The organism is Thiocapsa rosea (genome assembly GCF_003634315.1).
Classification (GTDB): domain Bacteria; phylum Pseudomonadota; class Gammaproteobacteria; order Chromatiales; family Chromatiaceae; genus Thiocapsa; species Thiocapsa rosea.
The window spans coordinates 4,034,031-4,053,799 of sequence record NZ_RBXL01000001.1 but is presented as its reverse complement, the minus strand read 5'-3'; the positions used below and the strand labels follow the sequence as shown (position 1 = coordinate 4,053,799).

At 63.6% G+C, this 19,769-nt stretch carries 16 protein-coding genes; 6 read left to right on the top strand and 10 right to left on the bottom strand.

The genetic code is table 11. The features are described 5' to 3' along the window. Nucleotides 1–179 precede the first annotated feature (179 nt). The gene (locus tag BDD21_RS18220) at nucleotides 180–716 is read right to left on the bottom strand and encodes an HD domain-containing protein (protein WP_147431137.1); all 537 of its coding nucleotides are present in this window, start codon (nucleotides 714–716) and stop codon (nucleotides 180–182) included. A 921-nt stretch (nucleotides 717–1,637) separates the two neighbouring features. On the opposite strand from BDD21_RS18220, the gene glsA reads away from it, so the two are divergent. Further along, nucleotides 1,638–3,470 (top strand): glutaminase A, encoded by a 1,833-nt coding sequence (glsA, locus tag BDD21_RS18215; protein WP_120798368.1) that lies wholly within the window; start codon nucleotides 1,638–1,640, stop codon nucleotides 3,468–3,470. Nucleotides 3,471–3,540: 70 nt separating this feature from the next. Here the strand turns inward: glsA and BDD21_RS18210 are convergent, their stop codons facing one another. Beyond that, on the bottom strand, nucleotides 3,541–4,275 hold the full coding sequence (locus tag BDD21_RS18210; RefSeq protein ID WP_120798367.1) for a ComF family protein: 735 nt from the start codon (nucleotides 4,273–4,275) through the stop codon (nucleotides 3,541–3,543). A 71-nt stretch (nucleotides 4,276–4,346) separates the two neighbouring features. Here BDD21_RS18210 and bioB point away from each other — a divergent pair, with 71 nt between their 5' ends. Both bioB and BDD21_RS18200 read left to right on the top strand, forming a co-directional pair. Further along, complete coding sequence (bioB, locus tag BDD21_RS18205; RefSeq protein WP_120798366.1) at nucleotides 4,347–5,393, top strand: biotin synthase BioB; 1,047 nt, start codon at nucleotides 4,347–4,349, stop codon at nucleotides 5,391–5,393. A gap of 136 nt (nucleotides 5,394–5,529) precedes the next feature. Next, the gene (locus BDD21_RS18200; RefSeq protein ID WP_120798365.1) at nucleotides 5,530–6,141 is read left to right on the top strand and encodes a hypothetical protein; all 612 of its coding nucleotides are present in this window, start codon (nucleotides 5,530–5,532) and stop codon (nucleotides 6,139–6,141) included. Nucleotides 6,142–6,473: 332 nt separating this feature from the next. Here the strand turns inward: BDD21_RS18200 and epmA are convergent, their stop codons facing one another. Then, nucleotides 6,474–7,478: an EF-P lysine aminoacylase EpmA gene (gene epmA, locus BDD21_RS18195; protein WP_120798364.1), complete on the bottom strand. Its 1,005-nt coding sequence runs from the start codon at nucleotides 7,476–7,478 to the stop codon at nucleotides 6,474–6,476. Between the two features lie 75 nt (nucleotides 7,479–7,553). Continuing rightward, on the bottom strand, nucleotides 7,554–8,126 hold the full coding sequence (efp, locus tag BDD21_RS18190; protein ID WP_120798363.1) for an elongation factor P: 573 nt from the start codon (nucleotides 8,124–8,126) through the stop codon (nucleotides 7,554–7,556). A gap of 34 nt (nucleotides 8,127–8,160) precedes the next feature. Between efp and epmB the strand changes: the two genes are divergently transcribed. Both epmB and BDD21_RS18180 read left to right on the top strand, forming a co-directional pair. Beyond that, a complete protein-coding gene (gene epmB, locus BDD21_RS18185; protein ID WP_120798362.1) occupies nucleotides 8,161–9,234 on the top strand; it encodes an EF-P beta-lysylation protein EpmB in 1,074 nt (357 codons plus the stop codon). Nucleotides 9,235–9,325: 91 nt separating this feature from the next. Then, nucleotides 9,326–11,404: an EAL domain-containing protein gene (locus BDD21_RS18180; protein ID WP_120798361.1), complete on the top strand. Its 2,079-nt coding sequence runs from the start codon at nucleotides 9,326–9,328 to the stop codon at nucleotides 11,402–11,404. A gap of 187 nt (nucleotides 11,405–11,591) precedes the next feature. Here the strand turns inward: BDD21_RS18180 and BDD21_RS18175 are convergent, their stop codons facing one another. Next, nucleotides 11,592–12,551, bottom strand: a complete 960-nt coding sequence (locus tag BDD21_RS18175) for a 5'-nucleotidase (RefSeq protein WP_120798360.1) — start codon at nucleotides 12,549–12,551, stop codon at nucleotides 11,592–11,594. 53 nt (nucleotides 12,552–12,604) lie between these two features. Beyond that, a complete protein-coding gene (locus tag BDD21_RS18170) occupies nucleotides 12,605–13,150 on the bottom strand; it encodes a hypothetical protein (RefSeq protein ID WP_120798359.1) in 546 nt (181 codons plus the stop codon). Nucleotides 13,151–13,176: 26 nt separating this feature from the next. Here BDD21_RS18170 and BDD21_RS27955 point away from each other — a divergent pair, with 26 nt between their 5' ends. Beyond that, nucleotides 13,177–13,350 carry a hypothetical protein gene (locus BDD21_RS27955; RefSeq protein ID WP_170164810.1) on the top strand — a complete coding sequence of 58 codons (174 nt, stop codon included), beginning with the start codon at nucleotides 13,177–13,179 and terminating at the stop codon, nucleotides 13,348–13,350. A gap of 186 nt (nucleotides 13,351–13,536) precedes the next feature. On the opposite strand, the gene BDD21_RS18165 is transcribed toward BDD21_RS27955, so the two are convergent. From BDD21_RS18165 to BDD21_RS18150, 4 genes are all read right to left on the bottom strand, one after another. Then, a complete protein-coding gene (locus BDD21_RS18165; RefSeq protein WP_120798358.1) occupies nucleotides 13,537–14,169 on the bottom strand; it encodes a nucleotide-binding protein in 633 nt (210 codons plus the stop codon). A gap of 46 nt (nucleotides 14,170–14,215) precedes the next feature. Continuing rightward, nucleotides 14,216–14,980 (bottom strand): hypothetical protein, encoded by a 765-nt coding sequence (locus tag BDD21_RS18160; protein WP_120800001.1) that lies wholly within the window; start codon nucleotides 14,978–14,980, stop codon nucleotides 14,216–14,218. A 170-nt stretch (nucleotides 14,981–15,150) separates the two neighbouring features. Next, nucleotides 15,151–15,756 (bottom strand): hypothetical protein, encoded by a 606-nt coding sequence (locus BDD21_RS18155; protein WP_120798357.1) that lies wholly within the window; start codon nucleotides 15,754–15,756, stop codon nucleotides 15,151–15,153. Between the two features lie 160 nt (nucleotides 15,757–15,916). Continuing rightward, entirely contained in the window at nucleotides 15,917–19,753 is a 3,837-nt protein-coding gene (locus tag BDD21_RS18150; RefSeq protein ID WP_120798356.1) for an efflux RND transporter permease subunit, read from the bottom strand. Nucleotides 19,754–19,769 lie beyond the last annotated feature (16 nt).

Sequence of the window (19,769 nt, the reverse complement as noted above, 5' to 3'; positions counted from 1 at the left end):
TGTGCAACGGAACCCGGGACCGGCAACCGAGACCGGATACCCGCAGGTCTGATCGGCTTGCGCTCCTTACTTCTTCGATCTCCCGGGTCCTGTTCGATCTCCCGGGTTCCCGATGCCGTCGTACAAGGCCGTCCTCGCGTCGTTGCCGCACACAGTCTGCCGATCCGACCGAATGGCGTTCAGGCATCGATCCCGGAGGTTCTCAGCAAAGGAACCTTGCGACCGTCGGAACCCGCCGCCTCCCAGACGTCGATCAGGTCCAGGAAACGACGAAGGTTCTCACGGGCAAGATGCTCGTATCGCGCATAAAAAAAATCGGTGACGAAGATCCGAGGCCGACGCAGCATCGACTCCAAAAAGACACGTTTGATGCGGCAGTAGTCTTGGTCCGAGCCCCGGAACTCGGCGCGCAGATGTCCGGTGTCGCGCAGATAGCATTCCCAGGGACAACCGAGACTGGCGAGATCGATGTCGCACAGGATCCTTTGGTCGGGGTCGACCGGTTCCTGTCGATGCGTGGTGATCAGAATCAGATCGACGACGTCGTCGACAAAGGCATCCGCCATGCTGCCGCCGGCCAGATTACGAAAGAGCTCGGCACTGAGTGCCTCGTTGTCGGAACGTCCGGGCTCATTGATGATGTCGTGGAACCAAATCGCCATCTCCACCTGGTCCGGCTGGACGATCAGCTCGGCAGCCAGATCGAATTCGGCCAAGCAGTGCGCGAGATGGCGCTTATCGTGATAATGCCGATGCGATTCGGCGTAACGACCATCAAGGCTGCTCCAGGCAATGCCCGGATCACACGAAGATCTCGGAAGCGCGCGACGATGCCAGAGTTGCATGAAACGGTCGCGCAGCTGATCGTCCGTCCAAGTACCCTCATCGGACGCTTTACGGACGCCATCGGCCGTAGCTGTCGTCATTGTTTGGCTCAAAGACCTCGCCGTCGACATGTCCATATCAGTTCTTCTGCGGATTGAAAGCCCTGGTTACGCTTTGATTGCAGCAAAGGTCATACCCTGACGCGCGGACCATCAAGGATTTCCGCCGTCATCGAGGTCACACATGCCGTGGAGCCAACGCCGGAGTCATGACAAAGGCAGAAAAACTCCCGCCTGAATGGGCGTCGCGACAACGAGTGGTTCATCGGCGGTGCGTCCTGGATCTCGGCTGCACCAAACCGACACATCGGTGACTACAATAGCGAACCCCCCGAGCCACCTGTCGATCCGCAGCAAAAACAAAAAGACCGCGGAAGCAACAGGTCAGGATATTCGCAGGTCGTTCACTGCGTCTTTCAAGCTTGGAGATCATTCCCTATACCGGAAAATCAAGGCGCGCCAACTCGGACAGATCGCCTTCCAGTCGCGACCACCAGGACCTGCGCACGGCTTTTGCTTAAACCACGGCTAGAGCGATATGCGTCATTTTCATTTTGCGTTAGGCTTCGGAGATGTCCTCGATCTCGGTGAGACGCGGTTTAACGGTGACCGATTTACTCGGGTCGGGCGATCGATTTCGGCGCGATGAGGGTTCAGCGCAGTCGCCCATCCGACCCCTCGACATACGTCGGTGTCCCCACCGACCGGGCCTCGATCGGACACTCTGTTTCTGAACATCTCTCAGGAGTCTCAATGGACAAGCGGGCCTTCCAGTTCTCTCCGGTCCAGCGTTACCTCGACCGTATCCATGAAGAGTTGCTCGACCTGAACGACGGCAACGTCGCCGATTATATCCCGGAGCTGACGCGCGCCGATCCGACCTGGCTCGGGATCGCGATGGTCACTGTCGACGGGCATGTCTACCAGGTCGGCGACTCGCGTCAGAGCTTTACCATTCAATCAATTTCAAAGGCGATTACCTACGGTCTGGCGCTGGAAGATCGCGGGCTCGACCAAGTGCTGAGCAAGGTCGGTGTCGAGCCTTCGGGCGAGGCGTTCAACTCCATCAGCCTGGAGCCCGGCACCGGGCGTCCCATGAACCCAATGATCAATGCGGGCGCCATCGCGACCACGGGCTTGATCGAGGGCAACCCGAACGCCCCGCCGATGCAGCGGATTCTCGAAGCCTTCGGGCGTTATACCGGCCGGCCGATGGAGATCGACGAGAGGGTGTATCGCTCCGAAAGCGACACCGGCCACCGCAATCGGGCGATCGCGCACCTCCTGCTCGGTTACGGGATCCTCGATCGCGCTCCCGAGGAGGTGGTCGATCTGTATTTTCAGCAGTGCTCCATCCTGGTGACCGCGCGAGATCTGGCGATGATCGGGGCCTGTCTGGCCAACAACGGGGTGAATCCGGTCACCGGGGTCGTCGCGCTGCAGTCGCGTTACGTCGAGAAGGTGCTGAGCGTCATGAGCACCTGCGGAATGTACGACTTTTCGGGCGGTTGGATCTACAACGTCGGGATGCCGGCGAAGAGCGGCGTGGGCGGCGGGATCATGGCCGTGCTGCCCGGACAGTTCGGACTCGGCGTCTTCTCGCCGCGCCTCGACGCCAAGGGCAACAGTGTGCGCGGCATCGAGGCCTGTAAGCGGCTCTCCAAGGATTTCAGTCTGCACCTCTTCCATGTCGCACGCTCGACCTCCGCCACCGTTATGCGTCAGGTCTACGACTGCGCCAAGCGGACCTCGCGCCGCCGTCGCAGCGAGGCGGAGCTTGCCGTACTCGCGGAGCAAGGGCATCGCATCCGCGTCTACGAGCTGCAGGGAGAGCTGTTGTTCGGCAGTGCCGAATCGGTGGGCGTGGAGATCCTCTCGGAGCTGGCGCGGGTCGATTACCTGGTCATCGATCTCAAACGGGTGATCGGGACGGACCAGGCATCGATTCTGGTCTTGAGCGAACTTTGCATGCGGATTGCCGACGAGGGCAAGAGGCTCTTCTTCACGGACAGCAAGAACCTCTATCGCTTCCGAAAGCACCTCCAGGGAAGTGCCTATCGCGGGCAGGAGCCGGGTCCGCTGCACTTCGAGGACACCGATCACGCGGTGGAGTGGTGCGAGAATCAACTGATCGCCGAGGCGGAGACAACCGGTGCCGACACCCCGGTCGCGGATCTCAGCCACCAGTATCTGTGCGCCGCGATGACGGGCGACGAGCTTGAAGCGCTCCGGCAAGCGGGCCGGGAGTGCGCGTTCAAGACCGGCTCCCGCATCTTCGACGCCGGGGATTGTGCCGAGTCCATGTTCTTCATCTTCAGCGGCGAGGTCGAGGTCTGGGTCGATGCCGGCGCGGGACACCGCTTGAGACTCACCAGCCTCGGCCCGGGAATGGTCTTCGGCGAGGTTGCCTTGGTGAACCGGAAGCGCCGCACGGCCAACGTATCGGCGGTCACCGATACCCGCTGCCTGGAGCTGCGCTTCGACGCCATCCCCGAATCGCTTCATGTGAAGATGCTGATGAGTATGGCGAGCCACTTCGCAAACAAGATCGAGCGCGACACCCAGCTCATCCAACAACTCGCCTGATGCCTCCAGCGCGCGTCAGCACAACCGACGGCGTCGTAACGGCTCACTTCTTAAGCCGAGCCGGCAGGGATCAGGGCGTACGCGCCACCGCCCAGACCTGGATCCATTGAACCCCGGCTTTGCGCAGCACCCGGCTCAGCTCGGCGACGGTGCTGCCGGTTGTGACGACATCGTCGAGGATGGCGACGTGGCTCCAAGGCAGCAAGCCGGGGGCCAGGAATGCACCTCGAATATTGCGATGGCGTGCGCGCTCGTCGAGGCCGGCCTGCGGCGGGGTCGGCGCAGTGCGGATGCAGGAGGCGTGATCGATCGGCAGGGCCAGATCACGGGCGACGACGCGGGCGATCTCCAGCGCTTGGTTGTAGCCGCGGGTGCGCAGCCGAGACGCATGCAGCGGGACCGGCAACAGCACCTGCGGTCGGGGCGGATCGACCTCTCGGACCCGATCGGCGAGACATTGGCCGAGCAACCGCACCAGATTGAGCCGTCCGCGAAACTTCGCGCCGCCGACCAGCGTCGGGATCGCCGCCTCGTAGCGAAAGGCCGCAAGGCTGGTCTCGAACGGCGGCGGGTGCCGCTGACAGGCGGCACACCGCGTCCCCGCGGGCATCGGGCTGTCGAAGGGCACGGCGCATTGGAAACAGCAATCGCGGTTGTGCGGCAACTCGGCCGCGCAGCCGGAACAGAGGTCGCGCCCTCCTCCGCTCATGAGGCCCGGCGCACCGCAGAGGACGCAGGTCGGCGGGAACAACACCGAGGCGAGCCGGGAAATGACGCCGCCCGTTTCGACCGGATCACCGAACATTGGTTGACAACCGACCCAAGCCCACTAGCATAAGTGGTTTTTCCGCACCCGGAAATCGGCCCATCACGCCCATGTCACCCAAGCCTTCCCCGCTCCATGTGTCCATCCTGCGCCACGATTGGTCGGTCGAGGAGATCCAATCCATCCTCGACCTCCCCTTCACCGATCTGATGTTTCGCGCCCAGACGGCGCATCGACTCTACTTCGACCCCAACCGCGTCCAGGTCAGCACACTCATCAGCATCAAGACCGGCGCCTGCCCCGAGGACTGCGGCTATTGCGCCCAAAGCGCACGTCACGAGACCGGGCTCGAGCGCGAGTCTCTGATGCCGATCGACGAGGTCCTGGACGCCGCGCGAATCGCCCGCGAGCAGGGGGCAACCCGCTTCTGCATGGGCGCGGCCTGGCGCAATCCAACCGACAAGAACCTGGAGCAGGTCATCGCCATGGTGGAGGGCGTCCATGCGCTCGGGCTGGAGACCTGCGTCACCTTGGGGATGCTCACCGGAGCCCAAGCGCGCCGCCTCAAGGACGCCGGGCTCGATTATTACAACCACAACCTCGACACCTCCCCCGAATTCTACGGTCAAGTCATCACGACACGCACCTTCCAGGACCGGCTCGACACCCTCGAGCATATCCGCGACGTGGGTCTGAAGACCTGCAGCGGCGGTATCCTCGGCATGGGCGAGTCGCGGCGCGACCGCGCGTCCATGTTGCGGCAACTCGCCAACCTTCCGGCGCATCCCGAGTCCGTCCCGATCAATCTGCTCGTTCGGGTCGAGGGTACACCGCTTCAGGAAAGCGCGGCTCTGGATCCGTTCGAGTTCGTCCGGGTGGTTGCGACCGCGCGCATCCTGATGCCGGCCTCCTATGTACGCCTGTCCGCCGGACGCAGCGAGATGAGCGACGAGCTGCAGGCACTCTGCTACCTCGCAGGCGCCAACTCCATCTTCTACGGCGATCGCTTGCTGACCACGCCGAATGCCGAGTCCGACCGAGATCGCGCCTTGTTCGCGCGCTTGGGCCTGGCCTTCGAAGAGATGGACCCCGAACGCACCGAACCCGGCGCCTGCCACAAGGCCAAACAGGCATTGGATGCGATTGTCGAGCACTGACGGACGTTAAACCGCGCCAGCTCCGACAGCCGTCGGAGCTGGCGCGACCAAGCCATTCCAACACATGACGCATACCGCACCTGGCGCGGTTTAACACCCTTCATGCCGTCTCGATAACGCGCAAACGGAGAAACAGATGCACGCAAAGATCACGGGCACCCTGGCCCTGGCCGCCGGACTCGCTCTGACGCTCGGCACAGCCGCCGCGGACGAGGTGACGGATCAAATGGACGCGGCCAAGCAGGCGTACGCGGCCGGCGAGCTCAGAACGGCCGCGGAGACCTTGAACGCCGCCGCCGAGGCGATTCGGGCGCAGATTACCGCCAGCCTTCTGACACTGTTTCCGCCGCCTCTGGACGGATGGGTCGCAGACGAGGCGCAGTCCCAATCGGGCGGCCTCGCGTCCATGTTGACCGGGACTCACCTCAGTCGGCGCTATGTCCGAGAAGACAACGCCGAGGTGAGCCTGACCCTGATGGCCGACTCGCCGATGATGCCGATGCTGACCATGGCCATCTCGATGCCGTTCATGATGCAGGCCAACGAGGATCTGAAGACCTACTCGCTCAAAGGCGAGCGCGGCATGATGGAGCACACCCCCGGCAGCCAGACCTACAAAGTCACCCTCATGGTCGGGAACCGACTCTTGGTGCAGGGCGAAGGCTCCGGCCTGGCAGATTCCGCCCCGTTGGAGCAATACCTGGAGGCGCTGGACCTGGTGGCCATCCAAAACGCCTTGGCCGACTGAACCGCGTCCGGAGCGACATGCAGCGTTGCTGGGTAACGATGAGTCGCTTCGACACATGCCCTCGGCAGGACGCGGTTCAGGAGATTTCAACAACGAGAGATCCAACCACACCGCGAATGCGTAGGATGGGTAGAGCACCGCGAAACCCATCCTCACAGCTGAAACGCCCAATCCGGGTCGCGGCGCGGAAAAGACAGGGTTTCGGTTGTGTTTGAATCCTTCTTTCGGCGTTCAATCTCTGAAACCGCGTCGGCGCAAAGGCCCGCAGACACCCTCCAAGATCAATCCCGAACGCCGACGGCCCATAGCGCAGAGGGACGCGGTTTCACACGTCAGGCCCGCTCGATGGGGAAGGCCAGAACCTGATCGATGTGCGTGGCGCCAACGGCGATCATCAACAAGCGGTCGAGTCCGAGCGCGACCCCGCTCGACACCGGCATGCCGGCCTGAAGTGCAGCAAGCAGACGGGTGTCGGGCGGGATTTCAGCCAAGCCGAGACGGCGACGCTCGGCGCAATCGTGCGCAAAACGCGCACACTGCTCCGCGGCATCGGTCAGCTCGTGAAAACCATTCGCCAGCTCGACGCCGTCGATATACAGCTCGAAACGCTCGGCAACCGCCTGATCGTCGGGCGGCTCTCCGGCGGGCCGAATCCGCGCCAAGGCGGCCTGGCTCGGCGGGTAGTCGCAGAGAAAACTCATGCCGGCACGCCCGAGACGCGGCTCGAGACACTGGGTGAGCAGGAGATCGAGCCAGGCGTCGCGCTCGAGTTCCAGCCGATCGGCATCGGGAATCTCGGCTCTGATCGCGGCCGCACGCAGGGTTTTCGCAGACGCGGTGAAGGGATCCACGTCCAACACCTCGCAAAACAGGTCGCGATAGCGGATGCGCTCCATCGGCAGCCCGGGGCGTTGCAGCGCGGCGCGCACCAATTCGGCCACCTCGTCCATGAGCTGTCCGTCGTCCAGGCCCGGTCGATACCACTCCAGCAAACTGAACTCGGGGTGGTGCCGTCGCCCGCGCTCCTCGCCGCGAAAGACTTTGCAGATCTGATAGATAGGACCACTCCCCGAGGCGAGCAGACGTTTCATCGGAAACTCGGGCGAGGTCTGCAGGAAGAGCCTCCGATCGGCGTCGGACACGCCACCCGATCGGCCAACCGAGAGCGAGAGACTCGCGAGCGCCGGATCCGTCGCACCGGCGTGCGAGAGGATCGGTGTCTCGACCTCCATCACGCCGGCAGAGGCAAAAAAGGCGCGAATCCGCGCCAGCATCTCGGCACGGGCCTGTAGGACGGCGGTCGTTGCGCACGCCGACCAGTCATCGGAAGCAGGCATCAGGATCGGCAGTTCGACGGCAAAGGCGAGCGGACGGCGCCGGTCAAGCCGGCATCGCGCGACCGCGTCTCGTCGTCATGCCTCTTTGGCGCGCGAGACATACTCGCCGGTGCGGGTGTCGACCTTCACAAGCTCGCCGGACTGAACGAACAAGGGCACACGGACCACTGCGCCCGTCTCCAGTGTCGCCGGCTTGCCACCGCCGCCCGAGGTGTCGCCCTTCAGACCGGGGTCGGTCTCGGTGATCGCCAGCACCACGAAGTTGGGTGCCTCGACGATCAGCGGCACCCCGTTCCAGAGCGTCACCCGGCAGATGTCTTCCTCTTTGATCCATTTGGCCGCTTCGCCCATGGCGTTCGCGTCGGCGGTCATCTGCTCGAAGCTGGCTGGGTCCATGAAGTGCCACTCTTCACCGTCGTTGTAGAGATACTGCATGTCGGTATCATGCACATCGGCCGCTTCCACCGTGTCGCCCGACTTGAAGGTCTTCTCCACGGTTCGTCCGGTCTTGAGGTTGCGCACCCGCACTCGGTTGAAGGCCTGGCCCTTGCCTGGCTTGACGAACTCGTTCTCGACGATGTTGTAAGGATCGCCGTCCAACATGATCTTGAGTCCACCCTTGAACTCGCTGGTACTGTAAAAGGCCATATCGTCCTCGTTGACTGTGGAGCTAAACCGCGCAATGGTACCGCGAAGCATCGCCGCTTGTCAGACCGCGACGCCGGATCTGTTCCGCACGCCCGCGCGGGAGCCGGCCTGGAAACACGACCTCGCCGATGCCTACCGGCAGGCCGAGGAGCTCCTCGCCTCACTCGGCCTGAGTCCGGAGGCGATCCCGGATCTCGACCCCGCTGCACCTGGATTCCGGATGCTGGTTCCGCGCGCCTTTGCCGCCTTGATGACACCGGGCGACCCTGGCGACCCACTGCTCAGACAGGTCCTGCCGCTCGGAGCGGAACGCTTGCCCGTCGCCGGCTTCACCCGCGACCCGGTTGGAGATGCGTCGGCCGATCTCGGTCAGGGGTTGCTGCGAAAATATGCGGGCCGCGCCCTCCTGATCGTCACGGGGGGGTGCGCAGTGCACTGCCGCTATTGCTTCAGAAGGCATTTTCCATATGCCGCGCTCGGCCAAACGCCGGATCGCACGGCCGTTGCGGTGGCCGCCATCGCCGCGGACCCGGAGATCTCCGAGGTCATCCTCAGCGGCGGGGATCCCTTGATGCTGGACGACGATCGCCTCGGTGTACTGCTTGAACGCCTGCACGAGATCCCGCACCTGAAACGCCTGCGGATCCATACACGCCTCCCCGTCGTTCTGCCATCTCGGGTCACCCATGCACTCTGTCGAGGCTTGGCGAACTCCCGTCTCGCCACGATCCTCGTCGTCCATGCCAATCATCCGAACGAACTCGGCGCGCAGGCCGAGGAGGCATTGCAGCGATTGCGTCGCGCCGATCTGACCTTGCTCAACCAAAGCGTCTTGCTGCGCGGGGTCAACGACGCGGCCCCGATACTCGGTGCCCTCAGTGAGCGGCTTTTCGAATGCGGGGTCCTGCCCTATTACCTCCACCAGCTCGACCCGGTGGAAGGCGCTGCTCACTTCGCGGTCTCCGACGCGCAAGCACTGCGACTCGGCGAGGCGTTGCGGGAACGCCTGCCCGGCTATCTGGTCCCGCGCTTGGTCCGCGAGGTTCCGGGCGTCGGATCCAAGACCCCCTTAACCGACGCCGCTCCAATCGGATCTCCGTTCTTGTGATCGCGTTCGTTTCCCTAATGGTCCGCGAAGTCCGATAATCGCCGAGACAACAGTGTCCCGAAACCTCGTGGGTCCACCACCAGACCGCATCATGTCCGCGCAACCCCAACTGCTGGCCTTGCTCCTGCTCACCACCGACACCGTCGCCGCGGAGCGCTTGGTGGAGCGCCTGCGTGCAGCCGGGCTCGCGGCCCGTGCGCTGGTCACCGCGCGATCGGATCGATTGAACGATCTGCTCGCGCGTCGCGCCTTCGACATGATCCTCTGGTGGCGCCACGACGAGGACCTGGAGTTGGCGGATGCGATTCGACGTCGCGGCGAGCGCGCGGCCGAGACCCCGCTCATCATGATCGCCGCAGGCGGGCCGAGCCCGGAGGATGTGCTCGAAGCGCAGCGCTTCGGCGCACGCGGCCTGCTCGCCCTCGGCGAAGAGGAGCAGCTTCTCTGGGCCATCCGACGCGAAGCAGGCGATCTGCGTCAACGTCGCCGCGCCCGTGAGTTGGCGATTCGGCTCAAACAGTGCGAAAGACGCTCCCGTGAGTTGATCGACCATACCGGCGCCGCGATCGCCTTCGTGCAGCAGGGTCTCCACCTTTACGCCAACAGCACCTATCTTGCGCTTCTCGGCTATCCGAGCCTGGATGAGATCCAGGCGATTGCCCTTCTTGACCTTGTCGATCCGAGCCAGCGCGACGCTGTGCGCGATCTGCTGCAGAGCGCCGAGCGCACGGCTCAGACCGAGCCGGTCGAGATCACGACACGCCTGCGTTCGAGCCGGGGCAGAGGGTTCGAGGCGCGCCTGTCCGCGGCACATGCTGTCCTGGACGACGAGCCGTGTCTGCGGTTGATCTTGGATCCCGTGCAACAGTGCGGCGAGCGGGTCAAGGGTGGCGACATGGCGTCCGATATCGCCGCCGCTCGTACGGCCTTCTTCGAGGAGATCGAAACGCGGCTCGGTCCGGATCGATCGGTCCCGCTGCCCTTTGCGGTCTTCTTCATCCGCTTGAGACGCCATTCGGAGCTTCTGCGCGATCTGGGTCTCACCCACGGCCTGGACATCGTCGACGGCTTCGGCCCGGTCTTGGCCTCGGTTGCCGTCCAAGCCTGCGCCCTCACCCGGATCAGCGACGACGGTTTCGCGATGATCATCGACGGCTTAGACGAAAAAGAAGCCGAGGCACTCGCCGAGCACATCCGTGAGCACGCCCGCCTGCCGCAGCGCCTTGCAACCACGGGACACATCGCGCCGGACTGCGATATCGGATACTACTTGGTGAAGGGACGTGCAGCCGCCGCGCAAGACATCCTCAATGCCGCGCACAGACTCTGTGTCTACAGCGCGGCATCGCCCGGTGACTGTGCCGGCGGGATGCAGACCCCGACATCGCTGGCTGCACGAACCAAACAAACCGCGGTGGACGGCGACACCGAGGTCGCGGACAAGATTGCGACCGCGCTCGGCAACGAGCAGTTCAAGCTCGTCTATCAACCCATCATCAGCCTCATGGGCGACAACCAGGAGAATTACAGTGTTCTGGTGCGCCTGCTCGACGAGAACGGCGAGTTGCTGGAGGCCAAGGACTTCATCGGCGCGGCGATCCGACGCGGGCTGATCGAGGAGATCGACAAATGGGCGATCCGCGACGCAGTCCGCGTGCTCGCCGAGCAGCGCAAAGCAGGCCATAACCTGCGTTTCTTGATCAATCTGGCGGAAGACACCTTCCGCAACCCGAGCATCATCCTGCACATCTGCGACTGTCTGCGTGAGTTCGACGTGCGCGGCAACTGGCTCGCCTTCCAGTTTCAGGAAGAGCTGGTTGCGGAGAATCTGGCCAGTCTCGGCAAGCTGATCGATGCCTTAAAGCAGATCAAGTGCCGGGTCGCGATCAACCGTTTCGGCGCAACCAACCGCTCCGAGATGATCCTGCAGGCGCTTCCGGTCGATTTCGTCGTTCTGATGCCGGATTTCGCCCGTGCACTGGCCGAAGACCCGGTCAAGCAACAACGCCTCATGAGCATCGCGAATCTCGCACGCGAGTTCAACGTGAAGAGCGTCGTGACAGGGGTGGAGGACGCGCGTGCTCTCACCGTTCTCTGGACGGCGGGGGTCGATTATGTCCAGGGCAATTTCCTGCAGCGTCCTTCGCCGACGCTCGACATTCAGCCCTAAACTGCGCCCGTTACGATATGCGATGTTTGGAGGATTGGATCGGCCTTCGAGCGATCGGCCACTGTGGGAGTCGGCGCAGTTTAGGAAATTGAACAAGATGAGATTCTAAACCGCGTCACCGCCGAGAGGCCGGGGCGCACGAACCGTTGAACTCGCTCGAAACCGAACATGGCGGTCCGGACGCGGTTCAGCCGGGGTTATCTGCGGACTCGGCCATTCGGATCGGCGGGTCACCCTCTGGATTGGCGACACCGTGCGGAACATGGCCGGTTGCCACATGACGGCTCGCGGCATCGCAATGGACACGCTGATCATCGAAGAAGATGTCCGCGTCGAAGGCCGCGAGAAAGCGCCCCTTGTCGAGCCCGCCGAGAAAAAGTGCCTCGTCGATGCGGATATCCCAAGCACGCAAGGTGCGGATCACCCGCTCATGGGATGGCGTGCCGCGCGAGGTGACGAGCGCCGTGCGCAGGGGCGATGCTTCGGGCGGGAAGAGTGCCTGAAGTTGATGGATCGCGACCAGCAAGCCTTTGAAAGGTCCGCCGGGTAGCGGCTCATGCGCGGAGGCCAGCTCGGTCGCGTTGAAGACCTCGAGCCCCTCGCGACGGAAGAGTCTTTCCGCGTCGTCGGAGAACAACACCGCATCGCCGTCGAACGCGATGCGAACCTGCTCATCCTCCTCCGGATCCGCCGGAAACGCTGCCGGCAGGACGGTCGCTGCGGCACACCCTGCAGTCAAGGCCGAGCGAACGTCCCTCGGATCCGCGGACAAAAACAGATGCGCACCGAAGGCGGACACATAACGGTAAGGACTTGCCCCGCCCGTAAAGGCGGCGCGTGCGATATCCAGGCCGTGGTGATGGGCGGAGGTCAGGACGCGCAGCCCGGTATCCGAGCTGTTGCGTGAAATCAGGATAACCTCGACGCGCCCGCGGTCACCGAGGGCCGTATTGAGGCTCATGAGCTTTTTGGCGAGCGCGAAGGCAACGCCGGGCTCGAGGATATCGTTCTCGTGGGCGACCTGAAAGTTGCGATAGGCATCGACACCCTGCGTCTCGAACACCTGGTGAGACTCGCTCAGATCGAAGAGCGCGCGCGAGGAGATCGCGACGATCAGACGCACGGATTCGGGGAGACCCGGGTGCACCGTCAACTCCAACCCGTTGCGGCTCTAAGCAACCGCGCAGGGATTGCGATCGATCACCAAGGCATGAACCAATTCATGAACTGCATCGGGCGACCGATGCTTTGATTCATGCCCGCCACATCGCTGCGCATCGCGGACGTCGACATGGTCATCGCCTGCATCGAGCGATCCATGGTCTGAATGCTCGTGAGCATGGGCTCGAGTGTATTCACGTCACGCGCCATCGAGTCTACGCTCACCGCCATGGTTCGCACATTCGCACTCATCTGACCCATGTTGTCCGAGATCGACTGCATGTTGCTCGCCAGGACCGTCATGTTGGTGTCTACACTGATGGCCAGATAATGGACGTCTTTGGCGAGACTGAAGACCAGATAGAAGCCGTAGGCCGCAAGGATGATGAAGGCGAACAGGCTGGGGTAGACGATCAACTCCCAGCGCTTTGCACTGTTTTCGAAGGCCTGAGATAGGCGATCGATCGCAAAGGCATGGAGTTGGGTCTCGGTGACGCCTGAGTTACGCGCATCGGCTTCCGCTTGCTCGTTGGATACTCCGTTGTCCGGGAAGGCATCGGTCTTCGGGGTCTCGTTGTGCGCCATGAGTCGGGCCGGCTCTCGATCAGTTGATGAAAAAAGTCAACATGGTCGGCGAGTTACCGCGCGGCATCACATGCACTCTTTTCGCGAAGATGGCCTTCCCCAAAGCGAAAGGCACTGTTGCAACAAACGGGTCTGTCTTGAATGCCCAGTTTGGGATGAAAACCAAGCGATTTAAACCGCTTTTAAAACAAGGCTATTAGCGTAGCCATTGTTGCGGGTAGACGACGAAGAAGCCGCCTTCCGTCCCGTTTCCTCAAGAGCTTAACAGAATTGCAGCATGCAACAAGGCGGCCTTGATCACAACACCGGCCGCGGACGAATCGGTCCCGCAGCGTCACCGACAGCCAAGCAGGCAGGCATGACGCGACGGGCCTCTTGTCGACGGATCAACTGACGAGATGCGGATAGAGCGTCGCGGCCAGCCCGAGAAACTCCCGCGCCGCCTTGCCGCGGGACTCCAGCTCGAACACCGCCAAGCCCTCGCTGAACGAGCGCCGAAAGACGGTGCGTTGCGACAGCCTCGGCTTGATGAAGCGGATACCCGGGAGCGAGACCAGCGCGGCGGCAGCCTCGTTGGTCTCGCGAACCGCGTGGTGGGTGTCGCCCCGATTGATGAACCCGATGATGTCGGGAGGCGTCTCCCGTTCGACCGAGGCAATCAGTTGGATGAAACGCTGGGTCGACCAGATATCGGCCTGCGACGGCGGGACCGGCACGACGACGCGGTCGCACCGCGCAAGCGCGGTGCGCAGGCTCTCCATGTCCGAGGTCCCGACGTCGATCAGGGTCTCGTCGGCGGCTTTCAATTGCTCGGGGGTCAGGGCGCGCTTGTCGTACGCCTTCAGGACAGGATCGAACCCCTCTTCCTTGCGCACGTCGATGACGTCGGTCAGGGTCGCCTGAGGGTCCGCGTCGATCAGTTGGACCTTCACCCCCGCCATCGAGAGCCACACCCCGAGATTAAAGGTCAAGGTGCTCTTGCCCGAACCGCCCTTAAGACTTCCGACGATCGTGATCATGCCGTGCTTCCGCGTCCGCGTTCATCCCCGATGCCGCCCCGAGCGACTATTGTCCGGGCTGGGGCATCTCCATGCGCGTGTACCCGGCAGGCACCGCAAACAGATGGTCCGGCTGTGCACCGATCCGAATCGATTTGAGTTCGCGCACACCGCCGCCCGGAAACTCCTCGCGCACCGACAGCTTCAACTCCGGATCGTACCATTGCAGAACCCGGGTCGGCGGCTGATCGGGCGCGGTCGTGGTCATCTCCCATTTCTCGACTTGGCGGCCATCCATGGTTTCGGAACCGACCATCACGAGTTCCATCGTCTCGCCATTGGACATCTCGTGTTTCAACGGAATCGCGCGCTCCGCGTCGATCCAGAGGGTCCCGTTCATGGACTGGCCTTCATGGGTCATGACCATGTCCCATTTCACCGCGGCCCGCCCTCCGACGGTCTCCTCGCCGGCACGTCGACAGGTCAGGCCGGGCATACCGGCGCAGGGATCGGTCTCCGCGGTCGGCGTCGGCTCCGGCGCGCCCTCGCCCGGCGCCCCTCCTTGTTCCATATAGGTCTGTCGATCGGGGAAGAGGACCCACATCATCCCGCGATTCTGATCGATGATCTGAATCACTTCTTGTCCCTGCTGCGTCATCTCCTTGCGCATCCGGCCGTCGCCCACGAACATCTTGACGGTTTCGGCCTGCCCGTCCGGGCCTTGACTGATCATGTCGGCGGAGAACTGGACACCCGAGATCTCCGCGTGCGCCGTGGCCGCCAAGGCGGATGCGAGCGCGATACCCAACACAGCCTGCGTTTGCGTGCTCATCTTGTCTTCTCCTCCCATCGATCGGTGATCAGTCACGACGACACCCCGCGCCTCGATCGGGGTCATTTGCGGCGCCCGCCGCATCGCACCTCCGCTGCCGATTGCCGTGTTCGCAATCCGGTCGCAAGCGGCGGGATCGGCAGTCGGGCTTCGGGCGAGCCGACGCCGACTCAAGGCCAAGGCGTCGGCTCGAAGCCGAACGTCCGAGGCGGGGGCGTCAGCGCGTCCATCAGTCCCGCGGGAGCCCGAGTCCGCCCGCCGCGGTCGTCTCGCCCCGGCTCCAGCGGACGCCAGCCCGGCGTTTGCACGCGCTGCTCCGCCTCCCGCCCCGTCAGCGGTCGGAATCCGTATCCCGGCGCCTCCTCCTGGCCGTCCCAGCGACCCGACCACGGCTGCGGATCACCGCGAAACCGATACTCCGGCTGCGGGGCGGCCGAGCCGGCACCCGCGCCCCACGGCGACGGACCCGGCGAGGATTCACGCCAACCTCCGTACCCTGCGCGATCATCGGGCGCGCCCCAAACCTCGGGGGTCGAGGCCGCGTCGGGATATCGGCCTCTCGCGGAGGAATCGGGGTCGTCGCCGTACATGCGCGGATCGTGCGCGCCGCGATCGAACTCCGAGCGCGGCATCTCGTATCCGCCGGAATAATCCGGTGCATCGGCCCATGTCGATTGTCGAGCCTGCCCCCAAGACTCCGCCGCAAATACCCACTGACTTGCCGTTACGGAGGCCAAGCCGAGCAGCAGCCCGGTGACGAGCAGGACAGGCGTCATAGCGCGACCTTTAATCCGTTCTCAGGCGATATCCCCTGCATCGCGGCAGGTCTTCCGATGGACCCCGAGCATCGCTCATGCAGCACGGATCGCACCCTATCGGAGTCCGAGCCCGGCCCCGCGTCCGGTTGCACGCATCGCGCCCCTCGCCGCCGATACACTAACGATCGCCTGTATCGTTTTCGTCGTCGATCTTCAAGCGAATACCGCGCCGCGGGGCCTTCTTCTGAACCGCCTGACTCGATGTGTCGGCCGCTGCGGACTTCTTCGCCGCCGTCTTACGCGTCGTCGGTTTCGCCTTCGACGCCGTTGTCGCGCGCTTCTTGGTCACCGTCCGAGCGGGCTCGGACGCGGCGCTCTCGCCTTTGACCGAGGGCACATCCTTCTCCACGGGCGTATCGGCTGCCGCAGTCGTCGCCTCAGAGCGTACGGCCGGCCGGCGAACGGACTTCGTTTTCGTCTTGGTCTTGAGCGCGCTCTTCGCCGCTTCGAAGAGCAGCAGGAAGATTCCGCGCACCGCATAGAGTGCAAGAATGAAGAACTCCACGACCTTGCCGAAGAACCGGCTGACACCGCCGCCGGAGCTCGTGTGCGATGCCTTCCGCGGCTCGGCATCCGTCATGCACGGGAGGCTGGTTCCGGGCGGGGCCGTTGCCAGAGCCACCCGGCACATGTCGTCGCCCGCGGCCACGCAGCCGAGCGGGATGACGATCAGCGTCAGGACGGTCGAGACCAGCACGCCTGACAGCAACGAGATCGCCATGCCCTGGAAGATCGGGTCGGTAATGATCACGCTCGAGCCCGCGACCAAGGCCAAGGCCGTGATCACGATCGGGCGCGTGCGGATCTTGCAGGAGCGGATCATCGCCTCGGCGACCGGCACGCCCTTCTGGATCTCGTGGATCGCGAAATCCACGAGCAGGATCGAGTTTCGTACGATGATGCCGGCCAGCGCGATCCAGCCGATCATCGAGGTGGCCGTGAACTCCCCGCCGAAACCGAGGCTGAACATGATCGCGTGCGCCGGAATGATGCCGAGCAAGGTGAGCGGAATCGGCGCCATGATGACGAGCGGGATGCGGAAGTTGCCGAACTCCCAAACCACCAGGATGTAGATCAGGATCAGCGCAACACCGAAGGCGGCGCCCATGTCGCGGAAGGTCTCGTAGGTGACGGTCCACTCGCCCGCCCACGTCCAGGCCAAGCGACTGCTGTCGGGCGGCGCACCCAGCCAGAAGATGGCGTCGTCCATCTCTTCGCTGCCTTGCGGCTTGGTGCCGTCCGGTGCCGTGTAGTCCTGCTGATCGAGGATGCGCTCGATCTGGAACATGGCGTACACGGGTGCCGCAAGCCGCCCGCCGACATCGGCCACCACATACTCCACCGGACGCAAGTCCTTGTGGTAGATGATGTCCTCTTCCGGCGTCAACTGGAACTCACCGAGTTCGCGCAGCGGGACCGTGTATCCCTGATTGGATTGGATCGGAAGATCGCCGAGGCGATCGACCTGGGAGCGCTCCGCCAGCGGCACCTGCAGCACGATCTGCACGGGCTCGTGGCCCATCTGGCGCCCCGCCTGCGGCTTGATGTCGCCGATCGGCGAGCCGCCGAGGGCCATTGCCAGATTGCGGTTGATGGTGTCGACCGAGATCCCGCGACGCACCGCCTTCTCGGTGTCCACGTTGAAGCGCCAGTAGTCGAAGGCGCCTCTGAGATAGTTGTCGACATCGCGGGTGCTCTCGGCCTTGCCGAAGATGTCGGTGAGGTCGCGTGCGAACTGACGCCTCAGCTCCGGCGTGGGTCCGTAGACCTCCGCGACGACCGACTGCAGCACCGGCGGACCCGGCGGCATCTCCACCACCGCAAGCGATGCGCCCGTGCCTTCGACCAGCTTGGCGAGCAGCTCGCGCGCCTCGACCGCGATCTCGTGACTGGTGCGATCCCGGTCGTGCTTATCCGTCAACTGGACCTGAAGCTCACTGTGCCAGGGATCCGAGCGCAGATAGTAATGACGCACCATGCCGTTGAAGTCGAAGGGTCGCGCAGTCCCGGCATAGAGCTGGATGGCGGTCACCTCGGGCATGCTGCGCAGCTTGTCGGCCATGCGGTGCGCGAGGTTCGCCGTCACCGGCAGAGCCGTACCCTCGGGCATGTCGAGCACGACCGAGAACTCGGGCTTGTTGTCCAGCGGCAGCATCTTGACCGCCACCAGGTTGAAATAGAAGAACGACAGGGTGACGAGGAAGGTGCCCCAGAGGGCCAGCTTGAAGATCAAGCGCTTGCTGCGGTGCTCGATCAAGGGTGTCAGGATCCGTCGATAGAGCTTTTCGAGCCCCTCGGCCTCCTTGTGCTCGCGCTTCTCCGCGGCCTCGAGATATTTCATCGAGGGTCGCAGCCACTTGGAGATCGCCAGATAGGGCGTGAAGACGAAGGCCGCGAACAGAGAGATGAACATCGCCACCGAGCCCAACACCGGGATCGGCGCCATGTAGGGACCCATCATGCCGCTGACGAACCCCATCGGCAGCAAGGCCGCGATGACGGTGAAGGTGGCGAGGATGGTCGGGTTGCCGACCTCGCGCACGGCGTCGATGGCCGTGTCCTCGTCGGTGCGTCCCTCTTCGAGCCAGCGCCGATAGATGTTCTCGACCACCACGATGGCGTCGTCGACCAGGATGCCGATCGAGAAGATCAACGCGAACAAACTCACGCGGTCGATCGTGTAGTTGGTGACCCAAGCCACGAAGACGGTCATGAAGAGCACGACCGGGATGACCAGCATAACAACGATGGCCGGACGCACCGCACGGAAGGCCAGCAGCACCAGGATGACGACGAACAGGGTCGCCTTGATCAGCTTGCCGATCAGCTCCGAGACCTTTTGGTCGGCGGACTGGCCGTAGTTGCGCGTGATGCTGACCTCGACGTTGGCCGGGATTCGCGAGCCCTTGAGCTCCTCGACGCGATCCATGATGGCGTTCGCCACCGTCACGCCGTTGGTCAGCTCCTTCTTGGCGACAGCGATCGTGACGGCCGGGCGGCCGTCCGCGGCGTCCTCGACCTCGGATGCCGGCCCGGTGTAGAACGCGACCAGCTCCGAGGCGTCCTCGGGACCCTGGGTCACGCGCGCCACATCGTGGATATAGATCGGCAGGTTGTTGAAGGTGCCGACCACCAAACGGTTGATGTCCTCCACACCCGTCAAAAAGGCGCCGGTGGTGACCGAGAAGCGTGCACCGCTCGCCTCGAGACCGCCTGCGACCTGCTCGGCGTTGGCGCTGACGAGGGTTTGAGCAACTTGGTCCAGACTGATTTGATACCCGGAAAGGCGCTCCGGAAGGACATCGACGGTCACGACCTCGCGGCGCCCGCCGACAATGAAGGCGTTGCCCGTATCCTTGACCTGCTTGACCGCCTGCAGCACATCCTGGGCAAGCAGACGTAACTGACCGTCGTCGACATCGGGTATTCCGTCCCCGTCCAGGTCCTTGGACCAAAGCGTGAGCGTGACGATCGGAACGTCGTCGATCCCCTTGGTCTTGATCAGCGGCGGCATGACCCCGGGCGGGATCTTGTCCATGTTCGAGGCGACCTTGTCGTTCACCTTGAGCAAGGAGGGACCCATCTTCTCCCCGACCACGAACTCGACGGTCACGATCCCCTGGCCGCGTTGAGACGCGGAGTACACGTGCTTGACCCCGGGGATCTCGCTCATCATCCGTTCGAGCGGCTGCATCGCCATATTGGCGACCTGCTGGGCCGAGGCGCCTGGATACTGCACCATGATGTCGATCATGGGCACCGAGATCTGGGGGTCTTCCTGACGCGGCGTCATGATGAGACCGAGCAGGCCCATCATCAGCATGGCGACGTAGAAGAGCGGCGAGAGCGGCGAGCGGATGAAGAATCGGGCGGTGCGCCCGGCAATTCCGAGATTGTCCTCGTCGTAAGCAGGCTCCTTGCGATCCTGCGGAGGGGATGTGACGTCTTGGCTCATGTCGAATCCAGATTAA

Excerpts from the sequence above, each read along its gene's own strand:
- glsA (WP_120798368.1), top strand. The coding sequence starts at position 1,638 with ATGGACAAGCGGGCCTTCCAGTTCTCTCCGGTCCAGCGTTACCTCGAC.
- BDD21_RS18210 (WP_120798367.1), bottom strand. The coding sequence starts at position 4,275 with ATGTTCGGTGATCCGGTCGAAACGGGCGGCGTCATTTCCCGGCTCGCC.
- bioB (WP_120798366.1), top strand. The coding sequence starts at position 4,347 with ATGTCACCCAAGCCTTCCCCGCTCCATGTGTCCATCCTGCGCCACGAT.
- BDD21_RS18200 (WP_120798365.1), top strand. The coding sequence starts at position 5,530 with ATGCACGCAAAGATCACGGGCACCCTGGCCCTGGCCGCCGGACTCGCT.
- epmA (WP_120798364.1), bottom strand. The coding sequence starts at position 7,478 with ATGCCTGCTTCCGATGACTGGTCGGCGTGCGCAACGACCGCCGTCCTA.
- efp (WP_120798363.1), bottom strand. The coding sequence starts at position 8,126 with ATGGCCTTTTACAGTACCAGCGAGTTCAAGGGTGGACTCAAGATCATG.
- epmB (WP_120798362.1), top strand. The coding sequence starts at position 8,161 with ATGGTACCGCGAAGCATCGCCGCTTGTCAGACCGCGACGCCGGATCTG.
- BDD21_RS18180 (WP_120798361.1), top strand. The coding sequence starts at position 9,326 with ATGTCCGCGCAACCCCAACTGCTGGCCTTGCTCCTGCTCACCACCGAC.
- BDD21_RS18170 (WP_120798359.1), bottom strand. The coding sequence starts at position 13,150 with ATGGCGCACAACGAGACCCCGAAGACCGATGCCTTCCCGGACAACGGA.
- BDD21_RS27955 (WP_170164810.1), top strand. The coding sequence starts at position 13,177 with ATGAAAAAAGTCAACATGGTCGGCGAGTTACCGCGCGGCATCACATGC.
- BDD21_RS18165 (WP_120798358.1), bottom strand. The coding sequence starts at position 14,169 with ATGATCACGATCGTCGGAAGTCTTAAGGGCGGTTCGGGCAAGAGCACC.
- BDD21_RS18160 (WP_120800001.1), bottom strand. The coding sequence starts at position 14,980 with ATGAGCACGCAAACGCAGGCTGTGTTGGGTATCGCGCTCGCATCCGCC.
- BDD21_RS18155 (WP_120798357.1), bottom strand. The coding sequence starts at position 15,756 with ATGACGCCTGTCCTGCTCGTCACCGGGCTGCTGCTCGGCTTGGCCTCC.
- BDD21_RS18150 (WP_120798356.1), bottom strand. The coding sequence starts at position 19,753 with ATGAGCCAAGACGTCACATCCCCTCCGCAGGATCGCAAGGAGCCTGCT.